Source organism: Ferrovibrio sp. GW821-FHT12B10, from assembly GCF_058807515.1.
Genome location: NZ_JBXAQT010000001.1, coordinates 2,068,308 through 2,082,877, shown reverse-complemented (window position 1 = coordinate 2,082,877; position 14,570 = coordinate 2,068,308). Strand labels below are relative to the sequence as shown.

14 protein-coding genes are annotated in these 14,570 nt (G+C 63.0%); 8 read left to right on the top strand and 6 right to left on the bottom strand.

Annotation, left to right across the window (positions count from 1 at the left end; all coding sequences use genetic code 11):
- Positions 1-63 precede the first annotated feature (63 nt).
- The 5 genes from AC1RRT_RS10615 (at position 64) to AC1RRT_RS10595 (ending at position 5,288) form a co-directional block, all read left to right on the top strand.
- The gene (locus tag AC1RRT_RS10615) at positions 64-477 is read left to right on the top strand and encodes a globin family protein (protein WP_493013765.1); all 414 of its coding nucleotides are present in this window, start codon (positions 64-66) and stop codon (positions 475-477) included.
- A 14-nt stretch (positions 478-491) separates the two neighbouring features.
- A complete protein-coding gene (locus AC1RRT_RS10610) occupies positions 492-1,442 on the top strand; it encodes an alpha/beta fold hydrolase (protein ID WP_493013764.1) in 951 nt (316 codons plus the stop codon).
- A 79-nt stretch (positions 1,443-1,521) separates the two neighbouring features.
- On the top strand, positions 1,522-2,232 hold the full coding sequence (locus AC1RRT_RS10605) for a response regulator (protein ID WP_493013763.1): 711 nt from the start codon (positions 1,522-1,524) through the stop codon (positions 2,230-2,232).
- A 3-nt stretch (positions 2,233-2,235) separates the two neighbouring features.
- On the top strand, positions 2,236-4,158 hold the full coding sequence (locus tag AC1RRT_RS10600) for a PAS domain S-box protein (protein WP_493013762.1): 1,923 nt from the start codon (positions 2,236-2,238) through the stop codon (positions 4,156-4,158).
- 155 nt (positions 4,159-4,313) lie between these two features.
- The gene (locus AC1RRT_RS10595) at positions 4,314-5,288 is read left to right on the top strand and encodes a TRAP transporter substrate-binding protein (RefSeq protein ID WP_493013761.1); all 975 of its coding nucleotides are present in this window, start codon (positions 4,314-4,316) and stop codon (positions 5,286-5,288) included.
- A 73-nt stretch (positions 5,289-5,361) separates the two neighbouring features.
- Here AC1RRT_RS10595 and AC1RRT_RS10590 read toward each other — a convergent pair whose 3' ends face one another.
- Entirely contained in the window at positions 5,362-6,681 is a 1,320-nt protein-coding gene (locus tag AC1RRT_RS10590; protein WP_493013760.1) for a TRAP transporter large permease, read from the bottom strand.
- A gap of 10 nt (positions 6,682-6,691) precedes the next feature.
- On the bottom strand, positions 6,692-7,264 hold the full coding sequence (locus AC1RRT_RS10585) for a TRAP transporter small permease (protein WP_493013759.1): 573 nt from the start codon (positions 7,262-7,264) through the stop codon (positions 6,692-6,694).
- A gap of 172 nt (positions 7,265-7,436) precedes the next feature.
- Between AC1RRT_RS10585 and AC1RRT_RS10580 the strand changes: the two genes are divergently transcribed.
- Positions 7,437-7,790, top strand: coding sequence for a RidA family protein (locus AC1RRT_RS10580; protein ID WP_493013758.1), 354 nt, complete (start codon positions 7,437-7,439; stop codon positions 7,788-7,790).
- A 14-nt stretch (positions 7,791-7,804) separates the two neighbouring features.
- Here the strand turns inward: AC1RRT_RS10580 and AC1RRT_RS10575 are convergent, their stop codons facing one another.
- Entirely contained in the window at positions 7,805-8,356 is a 552-nt protein-coding gene (locus tag AC1RRT_RS10575; protein WP_493013757.1) for a cupin domain-containing protein, read from the bottom strand.
- Positions 8,357-8,533: 177 nt separating this feature from the next.
- On the opposite strand from AC1RRT_RS10575, the gene aptA reads away from it, so the two are divergent.
- Positions 8,534-9,883 carry an omega-aminotransferase AptA gene (gene aptA, locus AC1RRT_RS10570; protein ID WP_493013756.1) on the top strand — a complete coding sequence of 450 codons (1,350 nt, stop codon included), beginning with the start codon at positions 8,534-8,536 and terminating at the stop codon, positions 9,881-9,883.
- Positions 9,884-9,957: 74 nt separating this feature from the next.
- On the opposite strand, the gene AC1RRT_RS10565 is transcribed toward aptA, so the two are convergent.
- Together AC1RRT_RS10565 and AC1RRT_RS10560 are read right to left on the bottom strand one after the other, a co-directional pair.
- A complete protein-coding gene (locus tag AC1RRT_RS10565) occupies positions 9,958-10,539 on the bottom strand; it encodes an SRPBCC family protein (protein ID WP_493013755.1) in 582 nt (193 codons plus the stop codon).
- Complete coding sequence (locus tag AC1RRT_RS10560; protein WP_493013754.1) at positions 10,536-10,886, bottom strand: ArsR/SmtB family transcription factor; 351 nt, start codon at positions 10,884-10,886, stop codon at positions 10,536-10,538. Before AC1RRT_RS10560 ends, AC1RRT_RS10565 begins: the two co-directional genes overlap by 4 nt.
- A gap of 160 nt (positions 10,887-11,046) precedes the next feature.
- Between AC1RRT_RS10560 and AC1RRT_RS10555 the strand changes: the two genes are divergently transcribed.
- Entirely contained in the window at positions 11,047-13,758 is a 2,712-nt protein-coding gene (locus AC1RRT_RS10555; RefSeq protein ID WP_493013753.1) for a CHASE domain-containing protein, read from the top strand.
- On the opposite strand, the gene AC1RRT_RS10550 is transcribed toward AC1RRT_RS10555, so the two are convergent.
- Entirely contained in the window at positions 13,755-14,462 is a 708-nt protein-coding gene (locus tag AC1RRT_RS10550) for a response regulator (protein WP_493013752.1), read from the bottom strand. The two genes, AC1RRT_RS10555 and AC1RRT_RS10550, sit on opposite strands and share 4 nt — an antisense overlap.
- Positions 14,463-14,570: the final 108 nt, after the last annotated feature.

The window sequence follows — 14,570 nt, the reverse complement described above, 5'->3', positions numbered from 1 at the left end:
CAGAGGCGAAACCGGCAGAGCCGATAAACCCCGCGACCCGAAGCCTCCAACAGAGCCGCCATCATGACACCCGACCAGATCGCCCTCGTCAAAGACAGTTTTTCCAAGGTTCTGCCGATCAAGGACGCCGCTGCCGCAGCCTTCTACGCACGCCTCTTCACACTGGATCCTTCCTTGAAGCCGCTGTTCAAGAATGATCTGGTGGCCCAGGGCCAGAAGCTGATGCTCGCAATCGGCACCGTGGTCGCCGCGCTGGACCGTCTTGAGACCGTGCTGCCAACCGTGCAGGCGCTGGGTCGCCGTCATGCCGATTACGGCGTGACGGACAGTCATTACAGCACCGTCGGCGCCGCACTACTGGATACGCTCGCCGGCGCCTTCGGCGAAGCCTTCACCCCCGAGACCCGCGAGGCCTGGGCCACAGCCTATGGCGCACTCAGCAGTGTGATGATCGAGGCCTCGCGGAAAGCCGCCTGACTCAAGATTCCGTCATGACCGTACTCACCCAGCAGACCGATCCTGCCGCCACGGATACGGCGGCCGCAACTGTCGTTCATCCGGCATTGCCGCTGGCGTTGACCAGCAATGTGCCGATCCAGGCTTTCGTCGGCCCACATGGTACGCTGGTCCACATGTTTGCAGCAGGTACAGGGGCGCCGGTGCTGGCGGTGCATGGCTCGGGCATGCAGGGCCAGATGTGGCGCAGCATGCTGCCCTGCATGAATGACGAGTTCCGCCTGCACTGCCCCGATCTCTATGGCTATGGCCAGAGCGAGCCTCTGCCGATGCAGCAGCGCATGACGCTGGAAGACAACGCCGCCTTGATCGGGGCCCTGTTGCGGCGTTTCGACCGTCCGGTGCATGTGGTTGCGCATGCTTTTGGCGCTGCCGTGGCGCTCCGCGCTGCGCTGGACCATCCGAACCGCCTGGCCAGCATGACGCTGTATGAGCCGATGGCCCTGCATCTGCTGAAGCCAGAATGCGACGGCCATGTGCCGGCGCAGCGCCAGATCGAGATCATGGCCGGCGACATGCGCATTGCCTGCCTGCGCGGCGAGACCAAGGAAGCCGCCCGGCTGTTCTTCGATCACTGCCACGGTGCCGGCGCCTTCGCGGCCCAGCCCGATGCGCGGCAAGCCACGCTCGCCATGCAGGCGCCGCGTCTCTGCCTCGATATCGGCATGAGCTTCGGGCCAACCCAGTCGCCCCGTGCCTATCGCAGTCTGCGCATGCCGGTACTGCTGCTGAACGGCCAGCGCTCCTCCGGCACGCTCCGGTTGATCGCCGAGCGTCTTGCCGGGGTACTGCCGCTGGTGCGGCACGCGGTTTTGCCCGAACTCGGTCATCTGGCGCCGATCACCCATGCGGAAGCCGTGGCCCGGGTGATCCAGCCCTTCCTGAATATCTGCGAACGCGCCCTGCCGCAGCATATCCGGGCCTGAATTCATCGCGGCGCGGCAAGAGGAATGGACGGCCCCGCCCTCCTCTTGCTATCACAGACCGGGGAGAGGGTGGCGCAGCATGACAGGCGAACCTCGCATCATTGTGGTCGACGACGAACCGGGCATCCGCGACATGGTGGCGGAGTATCTCGGCGGTCACGGATTTCATGTTGAAACCGCTGCCGACGCGGCCAGCTTCCGCTTGTTGCAGGGTGAACGGCCAGCCGATCTGGTGATCCTCGACATCAACATGCCCGGTGAAGACGGCCTGAGCCTCGCCCGCTGGCTGCGTGCCCGCTCCAAGATCGGTATCATCATGCTGACGGCAGCCGGTGAAGTGGTGGACCGCATTGTCGGACTGGAAATCGGCGCCGACGATTATATCCAGAAGCCCTTCGACCTGCGCGAGCTGCGTGCCCGCGTGCGCACCGTACTGCGGCGTGTCGAGGATGCGCCGCAGCCGTCGTCCGAGAACATCGAGGTCGTGCGCTTTGGCAGCACCTTCCTGAACCTGCCGGCGCGCAAGCTGTTCGACGCTGTCGGCAGCGAGATCGCGCTGACGGCCATGGAGTTCGACCTTCTGGCTGCCTTCGCCCGTCACCCAGACCGCGTGCTGAGCCGCGACCAGTTGCTGGATCTGGCGCATCACCATCACTGGGAACCCTTCGACCGCAGCATCGACATCCGCATCGCGCGGCTGCGCCGCAAGATAGAAACAGATCCGACCAAGCCGGAAGTGATCAAGACCGTGCGCGGCGCTGGCTACCTGTTCAGCCGCCGGGCATCGTAGCGCGTGTACAAGGACGCAGCCTACGACCTCGATCATCTGCGTCCTTTTCTGGATGCTTCGCTCGACGGTGTGATCCTCACCGACATCCAGGGCAGCATCATCGAATTCAATCCCGCCGCCGAAGCCATGTTCGGCCAGCAGCGTAGTCGCATCATCGGCCGGCCAGTCGGCGATGTCGTCGTGCCGCCGGGACTGCGTAATTCGCATGAGAAGGCGATGCTGCGCCGGCTGTCCAATCCGGGAGACACCCGCAACCGCCAGCGTTTCGAGACCGACGGCCTGCGTTCGGACGGCACGATCTTTCCTGTCGAACTCACCGTCACCGATGTGATGCTGCCCAGTGGCGGCCGGCTGCTGCTGGCCTATGTGCGCGACATCACCGCACGCCAGCAACTGCGGATCAGCGAGGAACGTTATCGTCTCGCCATCCGCGGCGCCAATGACGGTATCTTTGAATGGGATGTCGAACACGGCACCGCCTTCTATTCGGCGCGCCTGGAAGAGATCGTCGGCCGCAAGGCCCGCGACCTGGGCAATAACATCACGGCCTGGCATGCCTTCGTAAATCCGGAGGACCTGGAGGGCCTGAAGGACGAAACCCGCAAGCTGCTGCGCGGCGACATTCAGCGCATTGTTATGGAATACCGCATTACGCGCAGCGACGGCGTGGAACGCTGGATCCAGGTTACGGCGGCCACTGAGCGTGACGCCAGAGGACAGGTGCTGCGCATCGGCGGATCGATCGGTGACATCACCGACCGCAAACGCGCCGCGGCCGAGATTGAGCGCCAACGCGAGGCCCTGTATCAGTCGGAAAAACTGTCGGCCCTCGGCTCGTTGCTCGCCGGCGTGGCACATGAGCTGAACAACCCGCTGTCGATCGTTGTCGGTCAGGCACAGATGCTGAAGGAAACCGCCGCCGATACGCCCTATGCCGAGCGCGCCACCAAGATCGAAACCGCCGCCGGCCGCTGCGCCCGCATCGCCCGCACCTTCCTGTCGATGGCGCGGCAGCGCCGCCCTGCCCGCCGTCCGGTGATGCTGGAGCGCGTGGTCGAGGACGTGCTGAATCTTCTGGACTACAACCTGCGCAGTGCCGGCGTCAGCATCGAGCGGCGCTTCTCAGCCGACCTGCCGACGATTTCTGCCGACCCGGACCAATTGAACCAGGTCTTCACCAACCTGGTGATCAACGCACAGCAGGCGCTGGCCGGACAGGCCGGGCCGCGCCGCATCACCGTCTGCATCGCGCTGGGCGACGATGGCCAGTGGGTCGAAGCGCAGGTCTGCGACAACGGCCCGGGCATTCCGCCCAACCTGCGACGCCGGATTTTCGAACCGTTCTTCACCACCAAGCCGCCCGGTTCCAGTCCCGGCAGCGGCACCGGCATCGGCTTGGCCGTCAGCCACGGCATCATCACCGCCCATGGCGGTACGCTGGAGGCTGACGCGGCCGGGGATGGTGGCGCCTGTTTCCGCTTGCGCCTGCCAGTACTGGCCGGCACCGCGCAGCCGGCGCGCCGGCATGGCGACACAACGGTACCCCTGCTGCCCAGCGGCCATCACGCGCTGGTGGTGGATGATGAAAGCGGCGTGGCCGACCTGCTTGCGGAAATCCTGCGCGGCGCCGGGTTCACGGTGGCGCTCGCCGATAACGGGCAGACGGCGCTCGACATGCTCGGCCATACCGACTTCGCCGTCATCCTGACCGATCTGCGCATGCCGGGGCTGGACGGTCCCAGTCTGTTCGCCCGCCTGCAGCAGCAAAATGCGGCTCTGTCGCAGCGTATCATCTTCGTCACCGGCGATACGCTGAGCCCCGATGTGACCGACTTCCTGCGCGACAGCGGCCAGCCCTGCCTGGAAAAACCCTTCTCGCCCGAAGACGTGCGACGCGCCGTCGCCTCGGTTTTCAGCGCTATGTGAGCGTCGGCTGATCGCAGCGCGATCAGTCTGCCTGTTTCGGCATCAGCCTCTTTTCTCGGCCTTGGCCTTGCCAATCCCCGTCATACGATGACAAACTGTTTTTAATGCGCGCTTTATTCTGCCTGGCGCATTGTTTCAATGGGGAGACCATCGATATGACGAAGATGTGGCTTAGCGCTGCCGTGCTCGGCACCGCAATGATCGCGGGCGGCGCCTCGGCGCAGACCAAATGGGACCTGCCGAACGCGTATGCGATCAGCAACTTCCACACCAAGAATCTGCAGCTGTTCGCCGACGACGTGAAGAAGCTGTCGAACGGCAAGCTGGAGATCACCATCCATCCGGGCGCTTCGCTGTTCAAGGCGCCGGAAATCAAGCGCGCCGTGCAGACCGGTCAGGTCCAGGCCGGCGAAGTGCTGATGGTGAACATCGAGAACGAAATTCCGATCTTCGGCGTCGACGGCGTGCCGTTCCTCGCCACCAGCTTCGACGCCTCGCAGAAGCTCTGGGCCGCCCAGAAGCCGCTGCTGGAGAAGAAGCTGGCCGACCAGGGCATGATCGCGCTCTATGCTGTCGCCTGGCCGCCGCAGGGCATCTATTCCAAGAAGGACATCAACACGGTCGATGACCTGAAGGGCACCAAGTGGCGCGCCTACAGCCCGGCCACCTCGCGCATCGCCGAGCTGGTGCAGGCGCAGCCCGTGACCATCCAGGCGGCCGAACTGGCCGGCGCCCTGGCCACCGGCGTCGTCAACACCATGATGACCTCGGGCGCCACCGGCCGCGATTCCAAAGTCTGGGAAAGCCTGACGCATTACTACGACACCCAGGCCTGGCTGCCGAAGAACCTGGTCTTCGTGAACGCCGACGCGTTCAAGAAGCTGGATGCGGCGACGCAGAAGGCCGTGAAGGATGCCGCTGCCGCTGCCGAAAAGCGTGGCTGGGATATGGCCAAGGAAGAGACCGAGTCCGCCAAGGCCGATCTGGCCAAGAACGGCATGAAGGTGCAGCTGCCGTCGCCGGCGCTGAAGGCCGGCCTCGAGAAGATCGGCGCCACCATGATTGACGAATGGGTCAAGAAGACCGGTGCCGACGGCGCCGCCATCGTCGACGCCTACAAGAAGATGTGAGCCCTGCGAAAGCAGCGCAAACGGAAAGGGCGGCCTCTCGGCCGCCCTTTTTATTGCTTCGAATGATTGCCGGCTATCCGCCGGCGCTATCCGGGAAGGCCCATTTCGGCACGATCGATACGATCTCCGGGAAGATCGTGATGATCGCCACCGACAGCACCAGCAGGAAGAAGAAGGGCAACGAGGCTTTCGCCACGAACAGACTGTCTCGCCCTGACATGGTTTGCAGCACGAAGAGATTGAAGCCCACTGGCGGTGATACCTCGGCCATCTCGATCACCAGGATCATGAAGATGCCGAACCACACCAGGTCGAAGCCAGCCTGCTTGATCAGCGGCAGCACGACGACCGTGGTCAGCACGATCATCGAGATGCCGTCCAGGGCTGTGCCCAGGATGATGTACATCACTGTCAGCGCCGCGATCAGCGCGAACGGGCTGAGATGCAGACCACCCACGTAATCGGCCAGACCGCGCGGAATGCCGGTATAGGCCATCGCCTTCGACAGGAAGGCGGCCGACGCCAGGATCAGCATGATCATGCAGGTCATGCGCACCGTGCCCATGACACTCTGCCAGAAGTTCTCCCAAGTCAGCGTGCGCGACCAGGCCGCGATGCCAAACGAGCCGAGCACGCCCCAGGCTGCACATTCGGTGGCCGTGGCCCAGCCCATGATCAAGGTCACCGTGATCAGCAGGATCAGCAAAGCGGTCGGGATCAGGTTGTAAGATGCTCGCACACGATCCATGAAGGGCATCGATTTCATGTCGTCGGCCGGCTGCTTGTCGGGATTGAGCAGCGCCCAGATCGCGATGTAACCCGAATACAGCACCATCACCAGCAGGCCCGGCAGGAAGCCGGCGAGGAAGAGCTGGATGATCGAGACATCGGCCGCCACGGCATAGACGACCATGGTAATCGAGGGCGGGATCAGGATGCCCAGCGTGCCAGCGCCGGCCAGCGAGCCGAGCGAAATGCGTTCGTCATAGCCACGCTTGTTCAGCTCTGGCAGCGCGATCTTGGCGATCGTCGCGGTGGTGGCGGCCGAAGAGCCGGACACCGAACCGAAAATGCCGCAGCCGATGACGTTCACATGCATCAGGCGGCCAGGCAGCCATCCGAGCCATGGCGCGAGGCCCTTGAAGATTTCTTCCGAGAGCTTTGTCCTGAACAGGATTTCGCCCATCCAGATGAACAGCGGCAGCGCCGCTAGTGTCCAAGATGCGCTGGAATCCCAGAAGGCGACAGCCAGCACCTTGCCGGCGGGCGCCGGCGTGTAGAGCAGCATGGCGAGCCAGCCGCAGGCGGCGAGTGAAATGCCGATCCAGACGCCGGTGCCAAGCAGCAGCAGCATGAAGACCAGCACGATGGCAGTGAGTTCGATCTGTCCCATGATGCGCTCCTCAGACCTGCGACGCGGCGCGCTCGAGGACTTCCTCGGCGGTCTTGGGCGGGTCCTTGGCGTAATCGGGCTTGTAGCCCCACACCGTGATCACCAGCTGCTCGAAGAAGGCGAGGAACTGCACGGCGGTGCCGAAGGCGAGCGGGAACTGCACGATCCACAGCGGCAGCACCAGCATGCCGGGGGTCACATCCTTGAAGCGATAGGCGTCCCAGACGAAGTCGGCGCAGAACCAAGCGATCCAGCCGGTGAGGAAGCAGCCGACCAGAAGGCAACCCGCCTCGGCCCAGCGCCGCGCATCACCTTCGAAACGTTCGACCAGAATACCAACGCGCACCATTTCGCCATGCTTGAAGGTATAGGCGAGGCCGAGCGCGAAGCAGGCGGTTGACGCCCAGCCGCAGATTTCGTCGCCACCACGGATGTTGATGCCGACCTCGCGGCCAACTGACATCAGCAGCATCAGCACGCAGATCAGCACCAGCAAGGCACCGGCCATCCAGCCGCAAACAAGATAAAGACCATCCAGGGCGCGCCGCACGGCGGTCGCTCCAGGTCCATACTGCGTTTTCATAAGACCCCCGATACAAACAATGTGGCTGCAAGTTATCAGCCATCGGCGGTATGCGTACAAGACTTTGTTCGTTTCTGCGGCTGGTCAATCTCTGTGCAGCTGACTAAAAATCTGCTTCTCTCTCAGTCGTTTATGCGCCGGTTACGGCCAATACAACCTAAGGAGACTCCCCATGCTTCCCATCACTCGCCTCACCGGTATGGCACCGGGCCGCAGTCGCGTCGTCGCGTATAACAACATGGTCTTCACCGTCGCTGTCGCCGACACTGCCGAACTCGACATGCGCAAGCAGACCACGGAAGCGCTAGCCAAGATCGACAAGCATCTGGCCGAAGCCGGCACAGACAAGTCGCGCCTGCTGTCCGTCACCGTCTATATCGCCGACATGAGCCGGAAATCCGAGATGAACGACGTCTGGCTCGGCTGGGTGGACAAGGCCAACGAGCCGCAGCGCGCCTGCATCGGCGCGACGCTGGATACCAACCATCTGATCGAGATCGTCGCCGTCGCCGCGACCAAGGCCTGATCGCGCCGCCTGCTTCAGAAGGTGGGCGGCGTGCAGGCGCTGATCAGTTCGCAGGGCTCGCTGCCGAGATTGCGGAAACGGTGTGGCTGGGCGCTTTCAAAGTAATAGGCATCGCCCGGCCCCAGCACCCGCACCTGCCCGGCCACTGTCACTTCCATGCGGCCGCGGATGATCACGCCGCCTTCTTCGCCTTCATGCTGCAGCATGACACGGCCGGTATCGGCGCCGGGTGCATAGCGCTCGACCAGGATCTGCAACGCGCGGCCGCTCAGGTCGGCGCCGAGCTGGCGATAGCTGATCTTGCCTTTGCCCACTTCCGCCAGTTCGTCGGCCGCATAGAAAGCCTTGCGCGGCGCCGGCTGCCCCGCATCGGCGAAGAACTCCGCCAGGCTCATCGGCAGGCCGTCGAGCACGCGCTTCAATGCGCCGACGGAGGGATTCATCTGGTTGGACTCGATCAGCGAGATCGTCGCGTTGGTGACATTGGCGCGCCGCGCCAGCGCCCGCTGGGACAGCTTGGCCGCCTGCCGCACCGATTTCAGCCGCGCTCCGATGTCGATCTCCATGCCGGACTCCACCCCAGATCTGTCTGGAATCTGTTTTATTGTTCACGATCGTGAACATTCTGGCTCCCCAGTCCATAGAAATCAACAAGTTAAGATTCCTCAGAAAAACCCTGTTTCGCCATCGCAAACTCCCCGATGATCCTGTTCAGCCCCTCCCCATCCACCTTGGAGTCCCGCATGTCCGCCAAACCCGCCCTGGTATCCAACGAAAACACGGCCGTGCCGAACGACCTCGAATCCTGGTGGATGCCGTTCACCGCGAACCGCCAATTCAAGGCCAATCCGCGCCTGCTCGTGGGCGCCAAGGACATGCATTACACGACCCATGACGGTCGCCAGGTCATCGATGGCAGCGCCGGTCTGTGGTGCGTCAATGCCGGCCATTGCCGCCAGCCGATCGTGGACGCGATTCAGAAGCAGGCCGCCGAAATGGATTTCGCGCCGACCTTCCAGATGGGCCATCCCAAGGCCTTTGAATTCGCCGCTCGCCTCGCGCATCTGGCGCCCGGCGATCTCAATCATGTCTTCTTCGCCAATTCCGGTTCGGAAGCGGTCGATACGGCGCTGAAAATTGCCATTGCCTATCACCGCGCCCGCGGCGAAGGCGCACGCACCCGCCTGATCGGCCGCGAGCGCGGCTATCACGGTGTCGGCTTCGGCGGCATTTCCGTCGGCGGCATCGTGTCGAACCGCAAGGTCTTCGGTCCGCTGCTGGCCGGTGTCGACCACCTGCCGCATACCCACAGCCTGAAGGATATGGCCTTCTCCAAGGGCCAGCCCGACTGGGGTACCCATCTGGCTGATGACCTGGAGCGCATCGTGGCGCTGCATGACGCCAGCACGATCGCTGCCGTGATCGTTGAGCCGGTGGCTGGTTCGACCGGCGTGCTGATCCCGCCGAAGGGTTATCTGCAGAAGCTGCGGCAGATCTGCGACAAGCATGGCATTCTTCTGATTTTCGACGAAGTGATCTGCGGCTTTGGCCGCACCGGTGCCGCTTTCGGCGCCGACACTTTCGGCGTGCTGCCCGATATGATGACGGTGGCCAAGGGCCTGACCAACGCCGCCGTGCCGGCCGCCGCGGTCTTCACCCGCAAGCATGTCAACGAGGCCTTCATGAGCGGCCCCGAAAACATGATCGAGCTCTTCCACGGCTACACCTACTCGGCCCATGCGCTGGCCTGCGCCGCCGGCATCGCCACGCTGGACGTCTATCGCGATGAAGGCATCTTCGAGAATGCCAAAGCGCTGTCGCCCTACTGGGAAGATGCCGCGCACAGCCTGAAGGGCGTGAAGAACGTCATCGACATCCGCAATATCGGCATCATGGCCGGCATCGAGCTGAGCCCGCGCGAAGACGGCGCTGGCAAGCGCGGCTACGACGTTTTCGTGAAGGCCTATGAAAAGGGCCTGATGTGCCGCCTGACCGGCGACACCATCGCGCTGTCGCCGCCGCTGATCCTCAACAAGGGCCATATCGACGACATCTTCGGCATTCTGAAGGATTCGATCCAGAGCGTGAACTGATTGCAGCCGGTTCACTCCATGGAAAAGCCCAGTCGAAAGACTGGGCTTTTTTCATGCCGGATCCAGCAGGCCGATCAGCCCGGCACGCGCTTGTCGTAAACCTGCGACAGCCGGTCCATGCTGCCCCAGAATTCGGTGGGCGCACGGCCGTTCAGCCGCTCGATCAGCACGGCCACATGCGTATGCCAGCCGGACGAGACGCCGAGCATGTCGCCACGGGTGGCAAGCCGGCGATGAGTCAGCGTCAGCAGCACATCCTTGCCCTTCGGCGTCAGCTCGAAGGTCACTTCGGAACGGTTGCCGCTGCATCCGGCATCCGCGCCGCCGTCTTTCTCGTTCCAGGTCATGGCCAGCAGGCGCAACGGCTCGAGCTGGGTTATATGGCCGCGATGCGTGACCGGGCCGGTGTATTGGCTGTAGCGCTCTGGCACCACCTCGCCCTTCGGCGCCAGATCGCCGTTGCGGAATTCCAGCGTCACCGCACCGCCGACCCGCAGGTCCATCTTGCCTGCCGCCAGCCAGGTGGCGCGCTTGTCAGACTCGGTGATGTATTCCCAGACCCGCTCGACCGGTCCGGGCAGCAGGCGTTCGAAACGGACAGTGCCGGATTCCAGCACTGTGCCATAGGCATTGTTGTCGACCACATCCACGCTCATCGCTTGCTTCCTTTCGTCTTTGATTTCGGCTTATCCGTCCTGCGCAGTTCGCGCTCCAGGGCATCGAGCTTCGGGGCCCAGAAACGCCGCACGCTGTTTAGCCAGTCATCCATCTCGCTCAGACCCTGCGGATTGAGCTGATAGATGCGCCGCTGGCCATCCACGCGCACCTGAACCAACGCCGCTTCGCGCAGCACCTTCAGATGTTGCGAGATCGCCGGGCCACTGACAGCGAAGGCCTCGACAATCTCGCCGGCGGAAGATTCACCACGACTGAGCAGTTCAACGATCTGACGACGGGTCGGATCGGCGAGGGCGGTGAAGACGGGTGCGGCATTGGTCTGCATGACTTATTATTTATATAAAATACTTAAATAAGTCAATACTTAAATAAAAGCTTATTTCATACCGGTGTATTCCTCGCTTTGGGTGCGGGCGGCACTATTTCTTGCCGCTGGTGTTTTACGCGTGATAGCACCGAGGTGCCGACCGTCACCGACAGGCCCCATGGCAGCGGAACCAAGCGACGCATCCCGACCTTCCGGCCAGCATCCCTGGGAATGGATGCTGGCCAACAAGCTGCTGCTTGGCGCGGCAATTCTGGGCCTCGCCATTTCGGCGATCCTGCTGGTTGTCGGACGCAGGTTGGATGAACAACGTGTCCTGAGCATCTTGGAATTCCGCGCTGAATGGCGGGCCGGCGATTTCGAAGCCAAAATTCGTAACAGTGCCTTCACAGTCGGCAATCTGGCCGCCTTCGTCGCGTCGCAGGATCCGGTCACGCCCGGCGATTTTCATCGCTTCGTGCGCAAGCAGCAGAACACGGCACCCATCCGGACCCTGAACTGGGTGCCACATGTCACTGGCGCCGAGCGGCCATGGTTTGAATCCCACGCCCGCATCAGCGGACAGACGCAGTTCGCCATCCTGGAGCGCGGTGCAGGCAGCGCGCTGGTATCCGCTGCCAATCGCGAGGAGTATTTTCCGGTCTGGCTGAGCGAGCGTTTCGAGACCCAGGCATCCGCCATCGGCCTCGATCTTCTTTCACATCCCGATTTCGGTCGCCTGCTCCCCTTGTCGCGTGACAGCGGCCTGCCCGTCATGGTCTCCGCCGCCAGTACGACGGTACCGCCACTCGTGCTCCCTGCCTTCCAGGTCCTTTGGCCGGTCTACAGCACCGATCTGATCCCCAACACTCTTGATGAACGCCGGCAATCGTTGCGGGGCTTTGCCATGGGCCATTTCCGTATCGAGGCGGTGCTGGCGGCGGCGATCAAGGAAACCCCCGGTATCGTCGAGCAGATTCGCTTTCATGTCGGAACGCCAGCACTCGACAGGCCAGCCCAGCTTGTGAGCGTCTACCTGCCCGGCAAGGGCTTTGTGCCTGAGACAGACATGGAGGAAATCTCAGGCATTCCGGTGAGCCGGCAGTTTGAAATCCTGGGCCACCGCTGGACGCTGGTTTCGATCTTCCCTGCGTCGCTGGTTGCCGAACTGCGCTCCTGGGCGCCGCTGGCGCTGTTTGCCACTAGTCTGTTGCTGACGGCGCTGATCGTCATGTACATGGCCCGGCAGCAGGCGGTTCAGCGTAATATCAACAGTCTGGTGGCGACGCGCACATCAGACCTCACGGCGGTCAACATATCGCTCAACCGCGAGATCACCGAACGCCAGCGCGCTGAACAGGCCCTGCAGCAGCAGGCCGAAACCTTGGCCGCCACACTGGAGACCCTGCCGGTCGGCATTATTCATCTGAACCCGCGCAAGAATATCCTGTTCTGGAGCCACACGGCCGAACAGATTTTCGGCTATTCGGCGGGAGAGATTCTGGGCGAGCCCTTCGGTCTGGCCGTAGAGGAGGAACGCGAGTCTTTCGACGCCATGCTGGACTCTGTCATTGCAGGCACGGTGGTGCGCAATCACCCTTTGCGCGCCGTCAAAAAGGATGGCAGCCCCTTAGTGATCAGCTTCTCCGGCGCAGCGCTGTATGATCATGACGAGCTGCGCGGCATCGTCGGCATCCTAGAAGACATCTCGCAGCGGCAGTCACTGGAGGCGCAGCTGCTGCAGTCGCAGAAGATGGAGGCGTTGGGCCAGCTGACCGGCGGCATGGCGCATGACTTCAACAATCTGCTGATGGTGATCATGGGAAACCTGCAGCTGGTGATGGATCTGACCGAAGGCCAGGATGAAATCCTCCATTTCGCCGGCGAGGCCTACAAGGCAACCGAACGCGGAGCCGACCTCATCCGCAGCCTGCTAGCCTTCGCCCGCCGCCAGCCACTGCGCCCGCGGCAGATCGACATCAATGAGGTGGTGTCCAGCACCACCAAGATGCTGACCCGCATCCTGGGCGAGAATGTGAACATCACTCTGGATGCCGGCCATGCGCTCTGGCCGGTCAAGGCCGATCCCGTGCAGGTGGAAGCGGCCCTGACCAACCTGGCGACCAATGCCCGCGATGCGATGCCGCGCGGCGGGCGCCTGACCATTGCCACACAGAACCGACATCTGGACGAGGCCTATGCCGCGCAGCACCCGGAGGCGATGTCTGGCGATTACGTCATGCTGCAGGTATCGGATACCGGGACCGGCATTCCACCTGATGTCATGGCTCGCATCTTCGAGCCCTTCTATACCACCAAGGACCGCGGACGCGGCACCGGCCTGGGCCTGAGCATGGTGTTCGGTTTCATGAAGCAGTCAGGCGGCCATATCAACGTCTACAGCGAAGTGGGTGTTGGCACCACTTTCCGGCTCTATCTGCCGCGCCATCGCGATCCGGTGGCAGAGAGCAGCGTGACCCAGCAGAAAACGGCGGCACGCGGCGGCGGCGAAGTCATCCTGGTGGTGGAAGATGATCCGGCGATCCGCAAGCTGGTGCTGTATGAACTCAATGGCCTGGGTTATCGCACCCTGGAGGCCGACAATGGCAGCAAGGCGCTATCGCTGCTGGAAGGTGGGCAGCATGTCGATCTTGTCTTCACCGACATCGTCATGGCGGGCAAACTCGACGGCCTGGATCTGGCACGTCTGATCCCGGCGAAATGGCCGCAGGTGAAAGTGGTTCTGACATCGGGCTTCCCCGACACCAAGATGGGCGACGAGATGGATGGCCTCGACGGCGTCCATCTACTCAGCAAGCCCTATCGAAAATCCGAACTCGCCAATGTCTTGCGCGCGGTGCTGGACGGCAAACCACCGGGTGGCGACGACTAGCTCGGCACCAGCATGTAGCCCGAGCCACGGATGGTACGGATCAGGCCCGAACGTCGGGGATCGGCCTCCAGCTTGCGGCGCAGGTTGCTGACATGCACATCCATGCTGCGATCTAGCGGATCCCAGTCGCGTCCCGCCACCGCCTCCATCAGCTGCTCGCGCGTCACCACCTGCCGCGGCGCCTGTGCCAGCAGAACCAGAATGCGATATTCCGCCAGCGTCAGATGCACGGCCTCGCCCTGCTCGTTGCGCAGCTGCTGCGCAGCCAAATCGAGTACCCAGCCCTGGAAACGTATTTCGCCGGCCGGTGCCGCCTTGGCGGGCGCCGCAGCGGATTGAAGGGCACGGCGCTGCACGGTACGCAGGCGGGCCAGCAGCTCCCGCAGATCGAAAGGCTTGGACAGATAGTCGTCGGCCCCGAGTTCCAGACCCACCACCTTGTCGACCGTATCGCCCTTGCCCGTCAGCATGATCACCGGCACCTGGCTGCGGGCGCGCAGCCAGCGCAGGGCGCTCCAGCCGTCCTCGCCGGGCAGTACCACATCCAGAATGATCATGTCGGGCGGCGAGGCCTGAAACGCCCGCTGCATGTCAGGCACATTCCCGGCAACGGCGGTTTCGAACCCCTCCTTGCCCAGATAGGCGGTGAGAAGTTTCGAAACAGCGGGGTCGTCTTCGACGATCAGTATCTGTGTCTTTACCACAGGCCCCTGCATCCGTGTGTATGTCAGGCCACCGCTGAGGCGGCGCATGCCATTGATGGCATTTAGCCATTCAGGGCTACACGGATCAAACTATTTACGCTCCGGTCA